The organism is Rheinheimera sp., assembly GCF_965283995.1.
GTDB lineage: Bacteria > Pseudomonadota > Gammaproteobacteria > Enterobacterales > Alteromonadaceae > Pararheinheimera.
On record NZ_CBDIQG010000001.1, the window covers coordinates 4,121,896 to 4,144,182 of the forward strand.

A 22,287-nucleotide genomic window follows, 5' to 3' on the forward strand; every position below is an offset into this window, starting at 1 on the left:
AACAATTACAGTCGTATCCACACTTACTGACCAGTGGTTTGAGTTGACTGACTCACAATAAATCAATAGGGAACGGATAGATGCACAATAAAAAAACATTCACCAGAACCGCGGTAGCAAGGGCTGTAACCCTGCTGCTGACCGGAACTGCGGCGCTGCCACTTTATGCCCAGCAAGCACCGGCAGCCGATAAAAAAGCTGAAACCAGCGACATCGAAGTGATCCAGGTGCGTGGCATGCGCGGCAGCCTGCAACAAGCCACCGCCATCAAACGCGAATCGATGGGCGTCGTCGACGCCATCTCGGCCGAAGACATCGGCAAATTCCCCGACACCAACCTGGCTGAATCACTGCAGCGGATCACCGGCGTGTCAATCAGCCGCACCAACGGTGAAGGCGCTGAAGTGACAGTGCGTGGTTTCGGTGGCGACAACAATATGGTGACGCTGAACGGCCGTACTATGCCGTCAGCCACCACTTACGGCGCTGGTTCCGGTGCGGACGGTACAACACGCGGCGGTAGTGCCCGTGCTTTTGACTTCTCGAACCTGGCATCAGAAAGTATCAGCGGCGTTGAAGTGTATAAAACCAGTAAAGCCAATATCGCCACCGGCGGGATCGGTGCGACGGTCAACGTGAAAACCTCACGGCCACTCGAGCGCAAAGACGACATCGCCAGCATTGGCGTGAAAGCGGCGCATGACACCACCAACCGCGCCGGCGACGACATCACGCCGGAAATTTCCGGTATTTTCAGTCAGGCGTCCGACGATGGTAAATTCGGCGTCAGCATCACAGCCAGCCATCAGGAACGGGATTCTGGTTATACCGGCGCCACCGTCAACGACTGGCAGGTCGATTATTGGGATGACGTGGCCGACTTAAACCGCTTGTGGAACAACACCGCAACGACAGTGAAAAATGCACCGGCCCAAGGCCAGCTTTACGCGCGCCCGAACGATATCCGTTATGCTTTTTCTGATTCACAGCGCAAGCGTGACAATGGCCAGCTGACGTTACAGTTCAAACCGTCTGACAAACTGAGCATGACCGGCGACTATACCTACGCCGAAAACAACCTGGTTGAACACCGCGGTGAAATTACCAACTGGGTGCAAACCGGCAGCAACACCAAGATTGTTGAATTTGATAACAATCTGGTGAAAACCCCAAGTTACATCAAAGAAGAATACTCAGGTGCGGTCGACGAAGGTTACGAGCAACAGTGGCGCGAGCAGACCAACACACTGAAATCCTTAGGCGTTAATCTTGCTTACGAATACAACGACGAGTTGACTATTGTGCTCGATGCGCACGACTCGAACATGTATAGCCGCGGCACAGGCCCACGTGGCTCTGGTGAACTTGCGGTTGGTTTAGGTGCGCCAATTGTCACGTCGCGCGAATGGTTCTGGGGCGCCGATCTGCCGACCTACCAAAACGTCTACAACGACAAAGTACCGGGCAAAGGCGCCAATGCCAATGGCATGGTTGATGCCGGTGACGTCGGCTCATCGATTGCGCGTATTCGTAACGCCAGTCAGGAAAGCGATATTCAGCAGGTCAAACTCGATTTTCTCTATGAGCTTGAAGGCGGTCGTTTTGATTTCGGTGTAGAAACCCGTGCGATGGAATCGCGTTCGATCCAGACTGCAGGCAATAACATTGCGCTGGGTAACTGGAACGTCGGTAATCCGGGTGAATTTGGCGCTTTAATCCAGCCGTTTGATTTACCGGGCGAATTTAAAGATTACAGCCCAAGATCCGGTGGTTATGGCTTTATCGCTAACCCAATGGCTTTGTATGACGCGGCGTTGAAGTTGTATCCGAAGATCCCAACATCGGCAGAAAAATCCTTGTCGTCTGACAACATCGTCAAAGAAGACACCATGGCAGCATATTTCCAGCTGTCGATGAATGGTGAACTCGGCAAGATGCCGTTTGATGTGTTAACCGGTCTGCGTTACGAAAAAACCGAGTCTGAGTCCAGCTCGCTGGTGAACTCAGTGTATTTCCGCTGGGAAGATAACAACGACATCATATCTTATGTCGACGGCAGCAAGCCGGCAGCGCCATTCAGTGCTGAAAATGACTATGACCACCTGTTGCCGAGTTTCGACTTAACGCTGCACCTGGATGACGACTTAATCAGCCGGTTCTCGTTTAGCAAAACCATTGCGCGGGCTGGTTTAGGCAGCCTCGGCGTGTCGGCATCGAACTTCGGTGGTGGCGGCGGCTCTACGCTGTTTGGCGCGCAGCCGACCGCGAATGCGTCGAACCCGGCATTATTACCGCTGGAATCATCGAACTACGATTTATCGCTGGAATGGTATTACAACGATGCCAGCTATGTGTCGGCCGGTGTGTTCCAGAAAGACGTGGTGAACTTTATCGGTAGTAAGCAGGTTGACCAGAAATTGCTGGGTATTCGTGATGTGACGGCAGGTCCACGCGCATTATCAGCGATTCAGGCGTTGCGCGCAGCCGGTTTGCCACAGGATGATACTTATCTGTACGCGATGATGGTGTTCACCCAGTTCCGTACTCATCCGGATATGATTGCAAAATATGGCGCCAATCCACAGTTCACTGCAACCCAGGCACAGATTGATTTCCTTGCCAACAACCCTGGCTTTGATTTAGTCGCGACCAGTGATGACCCGGAAATGACGTTCCGCACCAACACGCCGGATAACAACAGATCCGCCAAGATCTACGGTAGCGAACTAGCGGTGCAGCACTTCTTTGGTGAAACTGGTTTTGGTGTGCAGGCGAACTACACCATTGTGCGCGGCGACGTCGGCTTTGACGTGAATGCCAATCCGGCGGAATCGCAGTTTGCCCTGATCGGCCTTAGCGATACTGCCAACCTGATTGGTATTTACGAAAAAGATGGCTGGCAGGCCCGAGTGGCGTGGAACTGGCGTGACAAATACCTCGCAGAAGTCAACAAAGGTGGTTCCAACAACCCACGCTTTGAAGAGGACTACTGGCAGCTTGACGTCAACCTCAGTTACGATGTCAACGATAAGATGACAGTGTTTGTTGAAGGTCTGAACCTGACCGGCGAGAACAGCCGTTCGCATGCCCGGAACGAATCCATGTTGTGGTATTTAACTGACCTTGATGCGCGTTATCAGGTTGGCATGCGTTACGAGTTCTGAGACTAAAACCTGTTGCTGCCCGGTAGGGCAGGCAACGGGGGGAAGCAACAGCCGGCCTGTCGATCGAGGCACCGGCTGTTGCCGTTTCTGCTGTCTGACCGGGATTTGCTGATGACCAGACATATGTTACTGAATAATATCGACCATCAGGACTTGCGCGTGCTGCATCAGTTCGCCGGCAACTTTGGTGATGCGGTCGCTGTATTACCGGCCTTTGCGCTGGAATGGACTGAACTGCAAAAAAACTATCCGATTTTACTGCGTGCGGTCGCGGATCCGGCTGCGCAACAGCCGCGCTTTCAGGCGGTGGTGCTGCTTGGATTTGCCCCCGATGAAAATCTGTTTTTAACCACAGCGCCAACGCAACATCCAACCGCGAATGGCTGGGATGCCCGTTATATTCCGCTGGCGGCCGAAAAAGGCCCGTTTTTAATTGGTTTTCAGCGCCCGGGTGGCATGCTGGTCACTGAGCAGCAGCAACCCGATCCGCGTGATGCCGTGGTGCATATCGATGTTGAGCATCCGAAAGTGACTCGCGCTGTTGCAGGACTGCCATTGTTTTTACCGCAAGGTGGCGCCAGCCCTTATCTGCAGTATATCTCTGGCCGGTTGCAGCAAATTCAGCACAGCCTGGCGTTAGCGCCGGTATTGTTTCAGGCACTGCAGCAGCTGGATTTAATCGAACCACTGAATATTGAATTTTCGCTGGAAAATGGCGAAAAACACCGGCTGACCGGTAATTACAGCATCAGCAGCGCACGGCTGGCTGCACTTGGCGGTGCTGATCTGCAACGGCTCAATCAGTCCGGCTTTTTGCCACTGCTGTATGCGCAGTTAAGTTCCTTGTCGAATATTCAGCAGTTAGTGGATCGGAAAAATCAGCGGCTGCGCCAGCAGCAACTCTGAGCCGGTAGCAAAAGGAGGAGCAGATGGCCGAGTTGTATGTCGCGAGCGGAATTCAGCAACGCACTGCTGAAGTGCAGTGCACTGCCGGTCAGTTACCGGCTGATTTTGCCGAAGTGATAGCCGCAGCCAAAGCGCCATTGATCCTGCGCGGGCTGGTGCTGCACTGGCCACTGACACAGCTGAGCCTGCAGGAAGCAGACACAGCTGTAAACAATGCCAAAGCCTGCGCGGAGTATCTGCTTGGTTTTTATAATGGCCGGCCGACTCAGATCTACCAGGGCGCCGCCGGGCAACGCGGCCGTTATTTTTACAATGAAAGCCGCACCGCACTGAATTACGACACTCAGCTCGGTCAGGTCGATGCCGTGTTGACGCAACTACTCGATGCGCTGCAGTTGCCGGATCCGGCCGCCGCGCCTTCGGTTTATATTGCTTCCAATCTGCTGCAAAGCCATTTCCCCGGCTTACAGGACAGCCACAGTGTGGCGATACCCAAAACAGAAGCAGCATTTGCGACTGAGCCGGATCGCGTCTCGCCAGACCGCGTCAGCATCTGGCTTGGCAACCAAAGTCTGGCGGCCTGTCATTATGATGCGTCGGACAATCTGGCTTGCTGCGTGCGCGGGAAGCGGCGTTTTACCTTGTTTCCGCCGGAGCAGGTGGCGAACCTGTATCCGGGCCCGCTGGAGCCAACGCCGGGCGGCCAGGCCATCAGCATGGTGGATTTTGCTGCACCGGATCTGACCTTATACCCGAATTTCCCCAAAGCGCTGGCCGCTGGCCAAATCGCCGATTTGACGCCCGGCGACGCCTTGTATTTGCCATCAATGTGGTGGCATCAGGTCGAAGCTCCCGGGCCTTTTAATATCCTGATTAACCATTGGTGGAGCAGTGCGCCGCGTTATACCGGCTCCGGCATGAATCTGCTGTACCACGCGCTGCTGTGCCTGCGCGACAAACCCGAGCACGAACGGCGCGGCTGGCAGGCACTATTAAATTTTTATGTGTTTGACGACCCGCAGCAGGCTGGCGCGCATTTGCCGGCAGCAGCGCGTGGCGTGCTGGCAGACTTAGACGAAGGCATGGCGCGACAATTACGCGCCATGCTAATCAACAGATTAAATCGCTGAATACCGGTTTTTAATGGAGTGCAGATGTCCAGTTCAGGTGCAGTAAAAAAAGTGGTGATCGCCGGTGGCGGCACTGCCGGTTGGGTCGCCGCAGCGGCGTTGTCGAAACGGTTGCAGGGGCTGGTCGACGTGGTGCTGGTCGAGTCTGAGGAAATTGGCACCGTTGGTGTTGGCGAATCGACGATCCCGCCGGTGACCTTGTTTCACAACCTGCTGGGCATTGATGAGCAGGAGTTTATGCGTGCGACCGACGCCACTTTTAAACTGGGGATTTCGTTTGAAAACTGGGGGCAGGTTGGCGATCGCTACATTCACCCTTTTGGCACCACCGGCAAAGGCAGTTTTCTCGCCGATTTCCAGCACTATTATCTGCATGGTCTGACTCAGGGCATTGATGCGCCTTTTGGCGATTATAGTGTTGAATTACAGGCCGCCCGCGCGCACAAGTTCGCCAAACCGCAGGGGCAGGGCGAGGCGCCGCTACTCAGTTATGCCTATCATCTGGACGCCGGCCGCTATGCCCGGTTTTTGCGCCAGTTCAGTGAAAAACTCGGTTGTGTGCGCATCGAAGGCAAAATCAACACGGTGACGCAGCATACCAATGGCGATATCCGTAGTTTGGTGCTGGACGATGGTCAGGAAGTCAGTGGCGATTTATTTATCGATTGCACCGGTTTTCGCGCGCTGCTGATTGAACAAACGCTGCATGCTGGCTTTGAACGCTGGGATCACTGGCTGCCGTGCAATAAAGCCGTGGTGGTGCAAACACAAAGCGCTGCGACCTTGCCGCCTTATACCCGCGCGATGGCGCACGACGCCGGTTGGCAGTGGAAGATCCCGCTGCAGCACCGGGTTGGCAATGGTCTGGTCTATGCCGCTGATTTTTTGTCAGACGAAGCGGCGCGGCAACGCCTGCTCGATGGTCTCGAAACGCCGGCGTTGACGGAGCCGCGGGTGATCAGCTATCAGACCGGCCGACGCAAACAGGTCTGGCTGAATAACTGCGTGGCGATGGGGCTGTCGAGTGGTTTTATCGAACCGTTGGAATCGACCAGTATTTATCTGTTTATGAACAGCGTGATCCGTTTGCTGCGGCTGTTTCCGTTTGCCGGCGTTACGCCAGCGCTGGCGGCGGAGTATAACCAGCAGTCGGTGCGCGAGCTGGAGAAGATCCGCGATTTTATTATCCTGCATTATCATCAGACCGAACGGCGCGACAGCCCGTTCTGGGACTATTGCCGCACGATGACAGTGCCGGACAGTCTGGCGCAGCGGATTGAGTTATTCCGCGACAGCGCCCTGGCTTTTCAAACCGGCGATGAGATGTTCCGGCTGGAATCATGGACTCATGTACTGCTCGGGCAGCGCTTAAAACCGCAGAGTTATCATCAGCTGGTGCAGCAGATCCCGCCACAGGATTTAAGCCGCCATCTGCAACAAATCCGCGACACGATTGGCCGTGCTGTTGAACGCCTGCCGTCACATCGTGAATTTATTGCACATTATTGCGCATCGGGTTTGCAGTGATGGCGCAGCCTTTGAACACAGGGTCTTTTGGCGCTCAGTCTTGTAAGGATCAGTCTGTTCAGGCATCAGCTTTGCAGCTGCATCCGGCGCTGCAGCTCAGTGCCTTGCGCTTTGGTGCGGAGCGCACGCCCGTGTTGATCGCCGATCAGTTTGTAGCAGAACCACAGCATCTGGTCGATGCGGCATGCCGCGCTGAATTTGTCGCGAATTCGCCGTATTACCCGGGTGTACGCGCCGAAGCGCCCGCCGCTTATCGTCAGCTATTGCTCGGCACTTTACAGCAGACGCTGATTAATTTTTTTCAGCTGCCAGCCCGCACATTGAGCTTGTCAGTCTGTCACTTTTCCCTGATCACCACACCAGCAGCGCAACTGAAACTGCTGCAACGCATTCCGCATTTTGATACCACCACGCCGCATGCGTTAGCCGCGGTGCATTATCTGTTTCACGCCAAGGGGACAACGCCAAACAGTGCCAGCGGTACCGCTTTTTACCGGCACCGTAAAACTGGTTTTGAATGCATTACCCCCGAGCGGGAACTGGCTTATTACCGCGCGTTAGAAAGTGAAAACGACGGCCCCAATTTGCCCAAAGCCGATGCTGGTTATATTCAGGGCAGCACCGCGTTATTTGAACAAATCGGCGCCGCCCATGGTGTGTTTAACCGCATCATCTTCTACCCGCGCCACCTGCTGCATAGCGGTATCGTCACCGCAGACACGCCACTGTCCCCAGATCCGCGGCAGGGCCGGCTGACTATCTCCAGTTTTATTGACTGTGTTAGCGGCTAAGACGGTTCGCGGCAGTGGCCGTCGCAAAGAGCCAACAGCGGACCTCAAGCCATCACTCTGCCAGCCGGGCGCTAAATGGCGATGCCGGCAGACCGGCGCTGTTGTAGAGCACCGCATCCGGATTGTCGGCATGACCATAACGCACTTGCGTCGGGGCAGGGATTTGCGGATGAGACAAGCGGATTTGGCCGTCTTCTAGGCTAACATCAGCCCAGACAAACTGGCCGTCCGCGCCGGCAATGGCAAAGGCTTTGCCGGGTTTCAGCACCAAGCCGTGCTCGGTGTGATGGAAACTCAGCAGCAGCGATGTGCCCTGAGCTTGCAAGCCATGCAGCACAGGCCCGCGATATTCAACTTTTTCGCCATAAACCACCGCCCTTGCTGCCAGCGCCATGCGGCTGCCGAGTGTGCGCTTGTCGACCGGGTGGATGTCATTCCACTCGCCGGTATCGATAGCGACCACCATGGCAGTCTTCGGTTCGGTGAGCACGGCGGCCTGTGCTTCACGCAGACCAGCCCAACTGCTTTGCTGCGGGTTTGGCTGTTTGGGCAGATAATTGGCCAGCTGCACATATAACACCGGCAACTCAGGTTGCTGCCACTGGAGCCGCCACTGGCGGATCATGGCGCGAAAGCGCTGTTCATAGTGCGGATAGGCACCAACATTGGATTCGCCCTGATACCACAACACCGCTTTGACCGGCAATTTTTGCAGTGGCGCAATCATCGCGTTATAGAGCCCAAGCGGCTTCCAGCGGATAAAAGCATCCATCGGTAGCGCTTTGGCAGGCGTCGACGTCTGCATTTTCCACTGGCCGGTTAAATCGAATTTATTGCTGTCAGTGCCGAGCCAATAAGGTTTATCCGGGATAAAACCACTGCGGTTCTGCGCGCCATTGGTGACCGTGACGCGAACCGCAATCAGATTGTCGCCGGCTTGAAGCAGGCCCTGTGGCAGCGGATAACGCCGCGGCGGATACATATAAGTGGTATTGCCGATTTGACTGCCGTTGACGTACACCTCTTCGGCATCAACGATAGATCCGAGCCGCAAAATCCGCGCCTGCGCGGCTTGTTCTGCTGTTAAGCGAACGGTTTTGCGCAACCACCAGACGCCGGTGAAGGCATCTTGCCGAAAGCCAGGCACGGTAAAATCCGCCCACTTGCTGTCATCGAGCGCCGGCGAATACCAGGGCGTTTTGGCATGCAGGCCCGTGTCATTTTTATGTAAATCACCATACCAGCGGGCATTTTTGGCCTGATCTGCCGCTTCAATATCGTGGATTAACGCATCGCTTTTGTAAATCTGCGCCAGTTGATAAGCGTCCGGAAACTGTTTCAGTGTCGTCTCATCCAGCCATGATTCGACCGGTGAGCCACCAAGTGCGGCGTTATAAATGCCAATGGCTGTTTTACTGTGCGCTTGTAAATCGCGGGCGAAATAAAAGGCCAGCGCGGAGAAATGCTGGATGGTCTTTGGACTGGCGACCAGCCATTGCCCTTCAGGGAGCTCCTGCTGAGATGCTTTAAAATTATAGCGTTGCGGCACATTAAACTGGCGGATCAGCGGATAGTTGGCGCTCGCTAGGTCCGCCGGATAGGCCTCTTCCAGCCGCGCCATCGTCAGTTCCATATTGGACTGACCGGAGGCGACAAACACATCGCCGAAGTAGACATCCTGCACTTTGAACAGGTTCTGACCCTGAAACTCCAGCAGATGCGGCCCACCGGCCACTTGCGGTGGCAAAGTCAGTTGCCAGCGGCCGTTTGCATCGGTTGTGACTGTGCCGGCAGCGGAGTCATTCAGGCGGACAGTGACCTGTTCACCCGGTGCGGCGTAACCCCATAGCGGCAGCGGCTGACCACTTTGTAACACCAGATGGTCACTGATGAGTTTGGGCAGGCGGATGTCCGCCTGCAGCGGGGCTGTGATGAATAAAGTGAGCAGGGCGGACAAAAACAGCTTTGGCATCAGTCAGTTCCTTGGCAAGATCGGACAAAACTCCAGACTGCCACGTACCCGCGGCAGGTCAAGCCATTTGACAGTTAAGGTCAGCCGGTCGCGAAATTTCGTAAAACAGCGGTGAACGCTGCCTGCTAAAAGCCCGCCAGTTAAAGCCAGCCACGCTGCCTCGCGATGCGTGCGGCGTCGACGCGGTTGGCGGCATTAAGCTTATTGATCGCATCGGACAAATAATTACGCACTGTGCCTTCTGCCAGAAACAACAGCGCTGCGATGTCACTGGTGCTTTTGCCTTCACTGCACAGCCGCAGCGCGCGGCGCTCTTTGTCGTGCAGCGGGTTGTCCTGCCCGAGTGCCAGCATCGCCAGTTCCGGTGCTATCACTTTGCCGCCGGCCATCACTTTATCGATGGCGGCGAGTAATTCCGTGGCCGGGCTGTCTTTTAGCACAAAGCCGTCGACACCGGCCTGCAAGGCGCGGCGTACGTAACCGGCGCGTGAAAAGGTGGTTAGGATCATCAGTTTGCAGCGCTGACGTTCAGTCTTGTGCTGTTGTTCCTGCTGCAGCATTTCTACCAGTTCCAGGCCACTGAAACCGGGCATTTCGATATCGGTGAGCAACAAATCAAAGCTGTGCTGGCGCAGCAATTGCCGCGCTTGCTGGCCGTCTTCGGCTTCGGTGACCTGATGCTGGCCGAGCATTCGCAATAAGGTCGCCAGCGTGCTGCGTAAAATGGCCTGATCTTCAGCAAATAAAATGTTCATGCGGCGTGCTCCGTGATTGCGGGGGATTGCTGACAAGGCCAGCGCAAGACAAAACGGGTGGGTTCCAACTGCCAGCTGAAGCTACCGCCCAGCGCCTGCAGGCGCTGGCGGATGCCGGTCAAGCCGCTGCCGGGTAGCAGGTTGCTGCAGGGACCGTTGTCCTGTAGTTGCAGTTGCCAGTGGTGGCCATCGCTGCTGGCCTGCAAATAAAGTTCATCGCCATCGCTGTGTTTTAACAGATTGGTGCAGAGCTCGGTCAGACAGAGCTCCAGCTCCGGCGGGCTTTGCGCGGCCAACGTGGTTAAATCCGCATCGACCAGACAAGTCCAGCCGTTGCTGCGCAGTAACGCTAACAATTCCGGTAACAGCACATCCAAGCCTTGCTGACGGTAGCCGCTGATGGTCTGGCGGACCTGCTGCAGGCTATGTCGCGCCAGCTGCTGCAACTCTGCCAGTTGCTGCCGTGCTGCCTGCGGCTGCTGTTGTGCCAGCCAGACTTCGGCGAGCTCGGCTTTTAACGCAATACTGGCCAGGCTATGCCCGAGTAAATCATGCAAATCGCGCGCGATGCGTTCGCGTTCCAGCTGGCGGGCCATCAACTGCAGTTCGGCGTCGCTGCGCTGCTGTGCTTGCTGATGCTGCAAACGCATCCGCTCAACGATACCGGTCACTCCTACACCAACCGCCACTATCACCGCATAGGCCTGCAACCATAGCGTCGGGTGCCACAGCCACAATAACGCGGCCTGCCACAGCAATAACAGCATGATGGCGGCAGCAAAACGAGCGCCGCTGAGCCAGAAACCGAGGAAAAAACTGAGGTAGGCAAACATCGCCATACTGCCGCTGTTGAGTGGCGTCACCGCACTGGCGATGGCCCATAACCCAGCCAGCCACCACCAGCGCTGCTGTGGGTTGGCCTGATCAAGCTTCTGATAGATAAACAAAAAAGCGCCAAGCGCTAACGTCAGAATGGCCCAGTGCCAGAGCGCTGTAGGTTGCAGCAGTGGCGGCAGGAAATAAAAACCGAGGTATACCAGATAACCGCGGCGCATGGCGTTTGTTTGCATGGTTCGCTCCCAGACAAGAAAAACAGCACCGGGCAGGCACAGCCCGGTGTTGTTGTGGGTATGACGCTTTGGTGTTTAAGCGCCTTGCAGCAGCTGTTTCGCCCAGCCATAGTCCGGGGCCAGTTGCAGCGCCTGTTGCCAGTCGGCTTTGGCACCGCTCAAGTCACCGTCTGCTTTTTTCGCCAGACCGCGCCAGACATAAGCTTCAGCCTGGCCCCAGCAGATGTCCTGACAAGGTGCGGCGAAGGCGCTAATGGCGGCATTGGCGTGGCTTAACGCGGCTTTTTTATCGCCGCCAAATAAGGTGGGAGTCTGATAAGCCAGAATCGCGGCAGCCAGCGTGACGCGCGGGTTTTGCGGCTGCAGCGCGGTCGCGGTAGCCAGCGCTTTGCTGGAAAGCTGGCCGTAATACATGCCTTTAATCGGGTAATAACCAGCCTGCATACCGCGGGTCAGCGCCAGCAAGGCCAGTGCTTCCGCTTGTAAAGTTGCTGCCGGTTCACTGGCGATCAGCTGCTCCAATCGCTCGGCAGCAGCCGATAAAGCCGGCTTTAACACCGCTTCATCCGCCCGCACCGATGCGGTGACCGCCAGGCGATATTGCGCATAAGCGAACTGATAATCATCCTGCGCCTGCTGGCTGAATTGCTGCAGGGCCTGGACATCCAACTGTTGGCTGGCGAGGTCAATAGCGGCGAGATGATTGACTGCTGGCTCGGCTGCGTGTGCCAGCTGACTGACCGCCAGAGCCCCCAGCAAAAAAACTGAGCGCAAAGCCAGACGCAGCGATGGGGTAGATGAAGTGTGTTTCGATGCAGTGTGTTTCGATGCAATAGGTGTTGTGGTTGTCATGATATGTGCTCCTGAAAAACGCCACCCTGGCGTTGTTGCAAGCATGATGGCGCGCCGGCAGCAAGATCGGCAGTGTCAGACATCAGCAAGAGCGGGTGACAAATGTCAGGAGTTTGGGGGCATGCGGGGCATTGATATCATCAGAACTTGTGTTTCTGACGGCGGGTTAGCGCGCCATCAGGATGGTTTTTGGTGAGATGTTGTGATCTTTACGTTAGGGCGTCGCCGAGCAATATCTGGTCTGTAACTGAGCTTTGTGCCAGTTGCGGACGTTTTTTAAACGTCATGTACGGCGTGTGACGCCCGGCGGGCTTCGCTTGCGCGTACCTACTATACATAGCTGTTCGGTAGGTATGGCAAGCGTCAGCGTGCTGGCCACCACGTGGCGTACACAATCAGGCAAATGTCCGCAATTCGGACAAAACTAGCTATCAAGTAACTGAATGATTGCTGAAACATCTGGTTCAGCGAGAGTACGATGAGTAACAATAAACATTTGATTATATTAGTAGATATTGGTAACGGAGATGGCGTAATTCGTTTTAAATAGTTGTAGATATGGAGCTTGAAAAACGCTCTAGGATTGTAACCGGGCTGCCAGTTGACTCTGGATTAACGAATTCAAAACCTAAGCCGGGTAAATTTAAATGAGTTACCAAGAGCAAGAATTGAACTCCATGTATGCATATGTGCATAGCTTATGTGCGTTTATGGTTGGTTGTGTTCACTTTTGAAGCTGTTAAAGTTGTTGGGAGTGAAACACAAGTTGAAATACAGGGTGAACCCGCCAACTATCGAAATGTTCCAATTGGTTCGGTAGTTCCGAGATAAACTCAAAGCGGTTTAAGCTAAGTAACACGTAGCTAAACCGTGAAAATAACCTATGTTTGAGCGTTAGCACATTGCCATTTTTTAAGTTGTATGCAGTGTTTTGTCTTGAAAAATTGTTCAGTGATACGCAAGCACTAACTTCTTGGTCCATTTCAATCAGAATAACGGCACTTTATTCGCAATGTTAGATACTTGTTACTACAGATAGAATATTCAAAGCTAGATTATTCAACAATAAAGAAGGTTCAGATGAACATTTTAAAAAGTATTTGTTCTATAGCCATCATCATCTCCGTCTTTACTTCTGTTCGGTGCTCCGCGGCAAGTGATGCGGCACCACAATCCGCTGGCGCCAGTTCAACTTTCGACAGCGTTATTGAGCAACAAATGAGTGAAGTCGGAATCATGGGTCTAGCAGCAGCCATCATCGTGGACAAGCAAGTCGTCTGGATGAAGGGATACGGCTTTGCCGACAAGCAGCGCGAGGCTCCTTTCACCCCAGATACGGTTATGAAAGTCGCCTCCATCGCTAAGCCTTTCACCGGCGTGGCAATGATGCGTGCAGTCCATGATGGAAAGCTCTCGCTCGACGAGGACATCAACAAATATTTGCCGTTCCGAGTGGTCAATCCGCACTACCCTAAGGAGAAAATTACGCTCCGGCATCTTGCGACCCACAGTTCTAGCATCACCGACCGATGGGAGGCCTATGGGAGCACCTATCACTACGGTGGCGACTCGCCCGAGCCGCTGGGGTCTTTCCTCGAGGATTATTTTGCGCTCGATGGTAAACACTACTCCCCGGATAATTTCCTAGATGCAAAGCCTGGTTCTCAACGCGACTATTCCAACATCGGAGCCGGTCTCGCAGGGTTCATTGTGGAACGAGCCGTTGGTGAACCACTAAATGTCTATACCCGCACCCACATCTTCAAGCCGCTTCAGATGAAGAGAAGCGGGTGGTTCCTGTCCGAAGTCGACCCGAAAAACCTTTCGACGCTGTACGTCGCGCAGGATGGCTTTTCCATTCCCATCCAATATTATGGTGACACCACTTATCCGGGCGGTGGCCTGCTTACGTCCGTTGCAGATTTGTCAAAGTTCTTCATCGCCCTGTTGAACGGTGGCGAGTATCAGGGCTTACGCATCCTCGACGCCGATAGCACCGAGGAAATGTTGCGATTCCAGTTCAACGATGCGAATCGGCTCGAGAACTTTCCGGCAGCGGACGGAAACTCGGGGCTATTCTGGCGAACGAAGTACAACGGTACGCTGATTGGCCACGGCGGCAATGATCCGGGCGTCCAGACAGTAATGCTTTCGGACCTTTCAAAAGAGGTCGGAGTCATTTTGTTTTTGAATACATCCCTCAGCGAGGCCGACCAAGGAGCTTCTGAAAAAATCTTTGGTGCGCTGTGGAAGCATGCAGCAAGCTTGAAGAAGCCCACAAAAGCCACCAAAGAATGATGGTCTAGCGCTTGCGGGCTAACAATTCCTTAAAGCCGAACCTGCTTCGTGGGTCGGCTTTTAAACATCCCCTAAAATAGTTGCATCTTGATTTGAGTTCTCCATCGTAAATTACGTCTGAAGAGAGCGACATGAAAAGGTCACGTTGTACAGAAACACAAATCATTGAAGTTTTGCAGGAAGTGGAAGCAAGCTGACTGGCGAAAAAGGCAGGTCTGGTATATGCCATTTCAGATGCGACCTACTGTAACTGGAATGTAGTAGTTAAAAAGTGGGGGCAGTTTGCTGATTTTAGAATGTACCCGCTTAGTTAAACACATAACAATCCGCGTCATACGAGGCCTTCGACCCCAGAGACACTTATTATGTTCGCGCGCATGCGCGGGGTGATATACGAAAAGCAAGAAATATGAAACCTGATTTATTTGGAAGTAGAGTTATTTTAAGGTCGATACAAATGAATGATATCGACGAATTGTTTGAAATTTATAGCAATATTAAAACAATGGAATTTGCTTCAGACCCGGTTTTCATATCAAAAGATACCGTTAAAGAGATGTTGGAAAGCGTAATTCGGCTAGAGCTATCCGGTGAGTCATTCGAATGGGCTATTGCTGACCGGACTACAAATAAAGTTATCGGCACTTGTGGTATACATATTTTTAGTGATTGTGGTCAATCATGTGGAGTCGGATGCTTGTTGAATTCATTATATTGGCAACACGGCTATATGACAGAAGCGCTTAGTTTATTGTTTTTCCATTCAAAATCGTGGGGTATTAAAATTTTATTTGCCGATATAGATGAAGGTAATATTCGGTCTCAATCCTTGTTTAAAAAATTGGGTTTCGAAGATCAAAATGGTCAGTTTCAGCGCACACTGTAAATTAGCATATAGCAAGGCACTGCAGCACCGCACACTTCGTGCGCTCGACATGCTGTAAGGCGATTTTTTATGGTTTTACTGTACAAAAGTTTTCCACAAGAAATCAACTTTTAGCCTGCGGCTGGACTGATCGTTAGTCACCAAAAAAGGAAAATGTGGTAACCGCAAAAAGACTTGAAGAGCAACTTAAAAACGCAATGTCTACATCTGATGTGGCAACGTTAGATAGGCTTTTATCGCCAGATTTAATTTTTACAAACCATCTAGGTCAACTTGTATCTAAATCTCAAGACATTGAATTACACAAGTCTGGGTTATTGAAAATCAGCTCACTTGAAACGCTGGAAGAAATATCTAGCGTTAGTGGGAATACCATTGTAGTTTCTGCATTAGTAAAACTATCAGGAAAATTTGCTGGTAATTGTGCTGACGGTAATTTTCGTTTTACCAGAGTTTGGGCACTAAATACTGAAAATCAATGGCATGTTATTGCAGCCCATTCCACTTTACTTGCCTAAAAAGACCACCGGCTATCGCAACGTTAGCTGTCTGGAGAATTATGCTCTGTATGTACAGGCAGTGTTGCCACACATAAGACATACTCGCTGCTCAGGACGAATTCTGGAGAGTAGAAAAGTATGAAACTAGACTTGATGCGAACAATTATTTGAAATTCGGGACTACTACGGAACCAATTTATGACAAAAGAGTCCTTGGATCGGAATGGCACAGCGCTGATTTTTGACAAGATTAATTATACCGTTAGCCTAAATAACAGCGTAATCAAGTTACAGCCCTTATCTTTTCGACTACTGGAAACCCTCGCGAGCTCGCCTGACGATGTCATTGCAGTCGATACGCTAATCGAAGCGGTTTGGGGAAGTGTCACTGTTAGCCCAGATACACTGAAGCAAAGGATTTTTGTCCTTCGTAAGGCTATAGAAGAGTCTGAACTCACTGGATTATCAATCCAGGCGATAAGAGGTGAAGGCTATCGGCTATTAATTGAACCACAAATGGTAGTTACCGAACACGGCAAATTCAGCACTCGTCGATGGCATTTACCTATTGCAGTAACCGCAGTGGCAGCCGCTATTTTGATGATTCTCACTTTGGTGGTCTTCACAAATGGCCAATCAAATTTATACAAGAATAATCGAGTTGTCCTTTGGTCCAACATGCCTGCTCGCTTGATGCCAGCTATAGCATTGGACACATATGAAACTTGGCGCAGTTTTATCACAACAAACCAAACTGTACAAAATTATCAGGTGATTTTCTCGGAGCTTCAAGACGACATTCCAATGTCAATGCAAGCAAGGAAAAGCCGAGCGGCTTTGATAAGTCTTTTTGAAGTGGTGCATCAAAACGACATTTTATCGGTGAGGCTTAGCATCATTGAAGGTTCAACCGCGACAGTTTTACGTAGCGAATTGTTAACTCCGGGCGATCCGACAATTAAACAGAGCATGGAGGACCAGATCGCCAGTATTCAGGCTTTGATTGCTTCAGGGAAACTCAGCTTAGAAATAGTGCAACGAGAAAATGCGGAGGATCCTGTTTGGCTGGAGCTAAAGAACCTGGCTCAGCAAAAAAGCAGCCGTTAACCAGCTTCATAACTAATCTTGACTGCGCATAACCCAAATTTACTGGGTCTTTCGCCCGTGATTTGATGTAGTTCCTGTGTCTTGAAACTACAGGAATTCACGTCATGAAATATCTATTTAAAAAGCAAGTTGCCAGCCTGACCGTTCTGGTTGGGCTCTCAACAATGTCTCTGAGCGTTTCAGCATTAGAGGAACCTCAAAGCCGCCCAACGCTGACCTACCAGCAACAGGTGGAAAAACTTCTGCAAAGTTTAGTGGACGTTACTGAGGTACCCGCTTTTTCCGTTGCAATTGTTCACCGGGGACAATTGGTTGCGGCCGCCGCTGCAGGTTATGCTGACAAAGAACAGAAGCAACCTGCCACGCCAGAACATTTATTCCGCCTAGCGAGCGTGTCGAAAGTCGTTGGGGCCTCGTTGATCGCTGAGTCCGTGCTGGATAACAAGCTCGATCCCGATAAGCCGATTGGTCACTACTATCCAGAATTAAACCCAAGATATCACGCGATCACGATGAGGCAACTGCTGGCGCATACTTCGGGAATGCCGCATTACCAGCTAACGGACACGGTCATTGGAAAAGATCATTACTATTCTGCTACTGCGGCTCTAACTACGCTGAAAGACCGGCATTTACTTTCCAGCCCAGGCGCAAAATATGAGTACTCCACGCATGGTTATACCTTGGCTGGGGCAATCCTTGAACAAATAACCGACCAAAAACTGCAATCTAGCTTACCGCAATACATTAAAACGCTAACCGGCAAATCGACCCCATTGGTTGAGAATATTCATAAATTGCATCCGATGAGTTCGAATCTTTATGAACGAGATGGGGATACCGTCAAGAAGATTGCCTTTGATGATAACTCTTTCAGTGTTTTTGGCGCAGGTCTGTCCGCGACTGCTTCAGACCTAGCATACTTTGGTGCACAAGTTCTTAAGAAAAGTCAGAACTCTGAGAGTTATCAACGTTTGCTGTTTACTCCAGTCAAAACCAACGAGGGTAGTTTAGTCCTGCATGAAACGAAAGAGCAGCTGGGTTTTGGTTGGCGTATCGGAAAAAGCGAGCAGGGTAAGACAATTTACCATCACGCCGGAGTAACCTTCGGCGCCCGCTCTGTTTTAATCATTTATCCAGAGCAGGATTTGAGTGTCGCCTTTTTATCCAACAGCAGTTGGGTGTCATCGATTGAAAAAACTGCAAATACGCTAGTTGAATTGTACTTGTCAGATTCACAGCCTGAAGTAGTTTTTGGTGGACAGACATATGATCTTTTGTATCAAAAAGAGGCCACTAAAGGTCAGGTGCAATGTGCAAATGCAATATGTAATTTAGACGATGATAAGAGCAAATTATCCACATGGCTGAAAAAATTTAACCCAACTCCACAAAAGTCCTCTAACTGGCCTTTATATTCATTTCGCTCAGCAAACGATAAGCGCTTAATTATGGTAACTAAAATCGGCTTGATCGATTTAACTGCCAATCCTGACTCGACTACATATGTAGGGGAGTCAGGAACGGGTAAGTCTATATCTTTTTCTCTACATGATTATTCAAAATCACCTATCAAGCGCGATAAATCTTAATAGTGTCAAATCCTAAAAACCCTCCTGGTAAAATATAAGTGATGATTATTTATCATAAAGACGTCATTACTTTATTTGTAAGGAGGAGGGTTTTATAAATTGCCCAAGATGAGATCTAATTGATTGGGCTAGTTCATGAAAAAATGTGGTTTAGTTAGTCGCTTTCTCCCTTCACTAAATAGACCGTAATGACACTTGATTAGAATTTTTGACTAATGAATAGCTATATAAATGAGGCTGGTCTGAAAATGACTAAATTTTATTCTTGTATCCTTTTACTTGGAAGCATGTTTTTTTCATCATCCAAGGCTAGTGAGATAGATATTCCTAGAATTACGACTGCTGGTGGTCAGGTCAATATAGATGCGAACTTATCTGAAATTGCCTGGAAGAGCGCAAAAAATATAGATATAGCGTATGAAACATCTCCAGGTGAAAACACCAAAGCCCCGGTCAAAACGACGGCATTGGTTATGGAAGACGGCGATTTTTTTTATATAGCCTTTATTGCTGAAGACCCTGATCCAACTCAAATTCGAGCATTCTACCGTGACCGAGACACCATTCAAAATGACGACAGAGTTGGCCTCAAACTCGATACATATAACGACAGTAAGTTGATCTATGAGTTCTTTATTAATCCATTTGGTGTGCAATATGATGGTATTGAAAATGAAATTACCAGGACAGACAATGAAACCTGGGATGGCATTTGGCATAGTGCAGGAAAAGTAACGGCAACTGGCTACCAAGTTGAAGTCGCGATTCCACTTCGTATGCTTAACTTCAATGATCGATTACCAAATCAAACTTGGAAGATCGAGTTACTCCGATTTTATCCGCGTGATTTGAGACACCGCTTGTCTAGTAACCAAGATAATCGGGAAAATCCTTGCGCTGCTTGCCAGATGTCAATCGCGACTGGTTTTGCTGATGTGAAGCAAGGTAATCACCTGACCTTAGTACCTTCGCTGGTCGCAGGAACCAGCCAGCAACGCGATCTTTCGAAAACCAGTCTTCGTGATTGGAATAGAGAAGATAATCTCGAACCGAGTGCGGATATTAGATGGGGTATAACCCCCGATGTGAGTTTAAATGCAACCTTTAATCCAGACTTCTCCCAACTAGAAGCAGACGAATCTCAGGTGTCACTCAATGATACCTTTGCATTATTTCTTAAAGAGAAACGGCCATTTTTCCTTGATAATGCCGAATATTTCACTTCGCCTCTCGATTTAGTTTATACGCGTAATGTTGCATCACCCGATGGAGGCGTAAAGCTTACGGCTCGCCACGAACTTCAATCCTTCGCTCTTTTTGCTGCCAATGATAAAAGCACAACATTTATTGTGCCTGGAAACGTTAGTTCTGGTATCGCCTTTTTAGACCAGAAAAGTGACAACGCAGTAATACGTTATCGAAACGATATCACACCGGAGTTTACGATGGGATGGATAAGCACACTACGTCAGTCTGATGATTACCATAACTATGTGCATGGTATGGATATGCGATTCTTGTTGACCGACCAAAATAAATTTACAGCGCAAATATTGCAAAGCGACACTCGTTATCCAAGTTTACTTTCGGATAAATTAAACGGCGAAGCGTCTCTTAGAACTGCAGAAACTGACATTAGTGATGGCTCACAATACTTCGACTATCAGCATGAAAACCGAAACTGGAATTGGTATAGCACCTATCTAGCGATGGATAAAAACTTCCGTGCTGACATGGGCTATCAGCCACAAACTGACTTCAATCAACAGATGCATGGTAGCGGTTATCGGTGGTTTTCTGACTCATCGTGGTGGAATCAACTACAACTTAGAGGCAACTGGGGTATAACCCATGATACCGATGGAACATTGTTGGAAAAAGAATCTGAGTTAGAAGTGAGGGTAAGGGGCATTTCACAATCCGATGGTTTTATTGGATTTATTGAGCGTGAACGAGTTGGAAGCCGATTAGACGACGGGCATCTTTCTATAGATGGGAATAGTCAATTATATACAGAGTACCTCTTCAATTCCGGTTTCGAAATTCAACCGTATGCTGGTGTTTTCTTAGGAATTGAAGCAGAAGCAGGGAAAAAGCTGGATTTTCGTAATAATCGCATGGGTGACGGTTTAGAACTTGCTCCAGAACTGGAGTGGAATATTGATGAGCATTTTCAAGTTCGCGCCAAGCATATTTATCGTTCCCTCAATGCTGAATCTGCGCAAGTCTTTTCTGCAAACTTGACAGATCTCAGGTTAAGTTATCAGTTCTCAATTCGCAGCAACCTACGTTTAACTCTGATTTATTCGGATATCAAACAAAACCCATTGAATAACGTAGGTGAAGTATCTGAGCGTTCAACATCATTGGGCTCACAGCTTCTGTATTCATATAAAATTAACCCACAAACACTATTCTTCGCAGGTTACAGTGATAATGCAGTAAGAGATGATGAGGTCCAAGACTTGACTGCTCTGGAACGATCGGTCTTCATTAAAATTAGTTATGCATGGATGTTGTAGACGCTTTCTGTCATAAGCAGGAAAATATGATCCACGGATTGGTGCCAATCTCGGGGAAAGGTCAGCATCAGCAGCTTTTGACTAGCAACGGTGTCAACCTATCGTAGTTTTTGGCATCACTCGTGAAGTATCCGGCCTGTTGGGGGCAACCGCAACCGGCCAAGATCTCATGAAGGAGAAACTGAGGTTAAACCCATCGATTCAAACCGAGCGATTACAGCTAATTTCGCGTGGTATCAGACACCGACAATTCCGCCAGCGAATCTGCTAGCAGGTCGAATACAACTCGAACGCGCTTACTGCTTTTAAGCTGTTTATGAGCGACCAGCCAGATCGGGAAAATAATTACTTCAGAATCCGGAAGTACACGCTCTACAAGTGGTTCTTTGTCTCCAACCGCTTCTATCATGATTCCCAGTGCAATTCCTAATTTTGTATTCTCCCACTGCACCAAATGGTTTTCAGAAATCACTGAGAAATTATCTTGCGTAATTGATAAACCAAGATTCTGTAGTGGTCTGATAGATTCTTTACTTCGGTCAAACCATGCAAACTCAGCATTTGTAAGTTTGGCAGCCGTAATGGGGCGACCTAATTTATCAATATATTCAATGGCCCCATAAAGACGTGCAGCTGCATCACAAACTTTCTTAGCAACAAGATCAGGATTTGTGGGTTGGATATTTCGAATAGCAATATCCGCCTCTTTCTGCCCCAGGTTGGTAAGTTCATTGGATGCAATAACCTTAATTTTAATCTCCGGATAACACGCGCGTAATTTTTTGATGATAGGGGGTAAGCAAAGCGCAGCTATTGAATCGGTTGCAGAGATGCAAACTTCGCCATCTATTTCTTGAGAGCGGCCGCTGGCAGCGATTGATACGCGAGATGCTGCTTCTGACATCTGACGCAGGTATTCAAGCAACTCAAGACCAATCTCAGTCAGTACCAGCTGTTTGCCAACCCTATCAAACAGAATGACATCGAGTTCTTTCTCCAGAGCGGCAACTTGCCGACCCACTGTCGGTTGAGCAATCCCAAGTGCACGGCCCGCGGCAGAAAGAGAACCTTCCTCAGCTGTGACTAAAAAGGCTAATGCATTGTTCCAATCGAATTGTACTGAACTCCAGCTCATGCGTGTTTGCATACCTTATGGGCGTTTTTGTAGGTTGAATATGCATTTTAACATGCTAAATTCTGGAGCTCAATGACATG

At 50.3% G+C, this 22,287-nt stretch carries 16 protein-coding genes; 11 read left to right on the forward strand and 5 right to left on the reverse strand.

What is annotated here, in order from left to right; all coding sequences use genetic code 11:
• Window positions 1-80 precede the first annotated feature (80 nt).
• The 5 genes from ACQ66Q_RS18350 (at window position 81) to ACQ66Q_RS18370 (ending at window position 7,518) form a co-directional block, all read left to right on the forward strand.
• Window positions 81-3,164 (forward strand): TonB-dependent receptor, encoded by a 3,084-nt coding sequence (locus ACQ66Q_RS18350; protein ID WP_430458101.1) that lies wholly within the window; start codon window positions 81-83, stop codon window positions 3,162-3,164.
• Window positions 3,165-3,275: 111 nt separating this feature from the next.
• Window positions 3,276-4,070, forward strand: a complete 795-nt coding sequence (locus ACQ66Q_RS18355) for a SapC family protein (RefSeq protein ID WP_430458102.1) — start codon at window positions 3,276-3,278, stop codon at window positions 4,068-4,070.
• A 23-nt stretch (window positions 4,071-4,093) separates the two neighbouring features.
• Window positions 4,094-5,200 (forward strand): cupin-like domain-containing protein, encoded by a 1,107-nt coding sequence (locus tag ACQ66Q_RS18360; RefSeq protein WP_430458103.1) that lies wholly within the window; start codon window positions 4,094-4,096, stop codon window positions 5,198-5,200.
• A 24-nt stretch (window positions 5,201-5,224) separates the two neighbouring features.
• A complete protein-coding gene (locus ACQ66Q_RS18365) occupies window positions 5,225-6,727 on the forward strand; it encodes a tryptophan halogenase family protein (protein WP_430458104.1) in 1,503 nt (500 codons plus the stop codon).
• Window positions 6,728-6,798: 71 nt separating this feature from the next.
• Window positions 6,799-7,518 (forward strand): DUF6445 family protein, encoded by a 720-nt coding sequence (locus ACQ66Q_RS18370; RefSeq protein ID WP_430458105.1) that lies wholly within the window; start codon window positions 6,799-6,801, stop codon window positions 7,516-7,518.
• A gap of 52 nt (window positions 7,519-7,570) precedes the next feature.
• Here the strand turns inward: ACQ66Q_RS18370 and ACQ66Q_RS18375 are convergent, their stop codons facing one another.
• From ACQ66Q_RS18375 to ACQ66Q_RS18390, 4 genes are all read right to left on the reverse strand, one after another.
• The gene (locus ACQ66Q_RS18375) at window positions 7,571-9,490 is read right to left on the reverse strand and encodes a sialate O-acetylesterase (RefSeq protein ID WP_430458106.1); all 1,920 of its coding nucleotides are present in this window, start codon (window positions 9,488-9,490) and stop codon (window positions 7,571-7,573) included.
• Window positions 9,491-9,630: 140 nt separating this feature from the next.
• The gene (locus ACQ66Q_RS18380) at window positions 9,631-10,245 is read right to left on the reverse strand and encodes a response regulator transcription factor (RefSeq protein WP_377240407.1); all 615 of its coding nucleotides are present in this window, start codon (window positions 10,243-10,245) and stop codon (window positions 9,631-9,633) included.
• Entirely contained in the window at window positions 10,242-11,315 is a 1,074-nt protein-coding gene (locus ACQ66Q_RS18385; protein ID WP_430458107.1) for a sensor histidine kinase, read from the reverse strand. The genes ACQ66Q_RS18380 and ACQ66Q_RS18385 overlap by 4 nt, the downstream gene beginning before the upstream one ends.
• Window positions 11,316-11,390: 75 nt before the next feature.
• Window positions 11,391-12,167: a hypothetical protein gene (locus ACQ66Q_RS18390; protein ID WP_430458108.1), complete on the reverse strand. Its 777-nt coding sequence runs from the start codon at window positions 12,165-12,167 to the stop codon at window positions 11,391-11,393.
• Window positions 12,168-13,247: 1,080 nt separating this feature from the next.
• Between ACQ66Q_RS18390 and ACQ66Q_RS18395 the strand changes: the two genes are divergently transcribed.
• The 6 genes from ACQ66Q_RS18395 to ACQ66Q_RS18420 all read left to right on the forward strand — a co-directional run bounded on the left by ACQ66Q_RS18395 (window position 13,248) and on the right by ACQ66Q_RS18420 (window position 21,072).
• The gene (locus ACQ66Q_RS18395) at window positions 13,248-14,465 is read left to right on the forward strand and encodes a serine hydrolase domain-containing protein (protein ID WP_430458109.1); all 1,218 of its coding nucleotides are present in this window, start codon (window positions 13,248-13,250) and stop codon (window positions 14,463-14,465) included.
• A 409-nt stretch (window positions 14,466-14,874) separates the two neighbouring features.
• Entirely contained in the window at window positions 14,875-15,351 is a 477-nt protein-coding gene (locus ACQ66Q_RS18400; protein ID WP_430458110.1) for a GNAT family N-acetyltransferase, read from the forward strand.
• A gap of 155 nt (window positions 15,352-15,506) precedes the next feature.
• On the forward strand, window positions 15,507-15,869 hold the full coding sequence (locus tag ACQ66Q_RS18405) for a nuclear transport factor 2 family protein (RefSeq protein WP_430458111.1): 363 nt from the start codon (window positions 15,507-15,509) through the stop codon (window positions 15,867-15,869).
• A 180-nt stretch (window positions 15,870-16,049) separates the two neighbouring features.
• Window positions 16,050-16,958, forward strand: a complete 909-nt coding sequence (locus ACQ66Q_RS18410) for a winged helix-turn-helix domain-containing protein (protein ID WP_430458112.1) — start codon at window positions 16,050-16,052, stop codon at window positions 16,956-16,958.
• A 104-nt stretch (window positions 16,959-17,062) separates the two neighbouring features.
• Window positions 17,063-18,550: a serine hydrolase domain-containing protein gene (locus tag ACQ66Q_RS18415; RefSeq protein ID WP_430458113.1), complete on the forward strand. Its 1,488-nt coding sequence runs from the start codon at window positions 17,063-17,065 to the stop codon at window positions 18,548-18,550.
• Between the two features lie 248 nt (window positions 18,551-18,798).
• Complete coding sequence (locus tag ACQ66Q_RS18420; RefSeq protein ID WP_430458114.1) at window positions 18,799-21,072, forward strand: DUF5916 domain-containing protein; 2,274 nt, start codon at window positions 18,799-18,801, stop codon at window positions 21,070-21,072.
• Between the two features lie 220 nt (window positions 21,073-21,292).
• Here ACQ66Q_RS18420 and ACQ66Q_RS18425 read toward each other — a convergent pair whose 3' ends face one another.
• Window positions 21,293-22,207 (reverse strand): LysR family transcriptional regulator, encoded by a 915-nt coding sequence (locus ACQ66Q_RS18425; protein WP_430458115.1) that lies wholly within the window; start codon window positions 22,205-22,207, stop codon window positions 21,293-21,295.
• Window positions 22,208-22,287 lie beyond the last annotated feature (80 nt).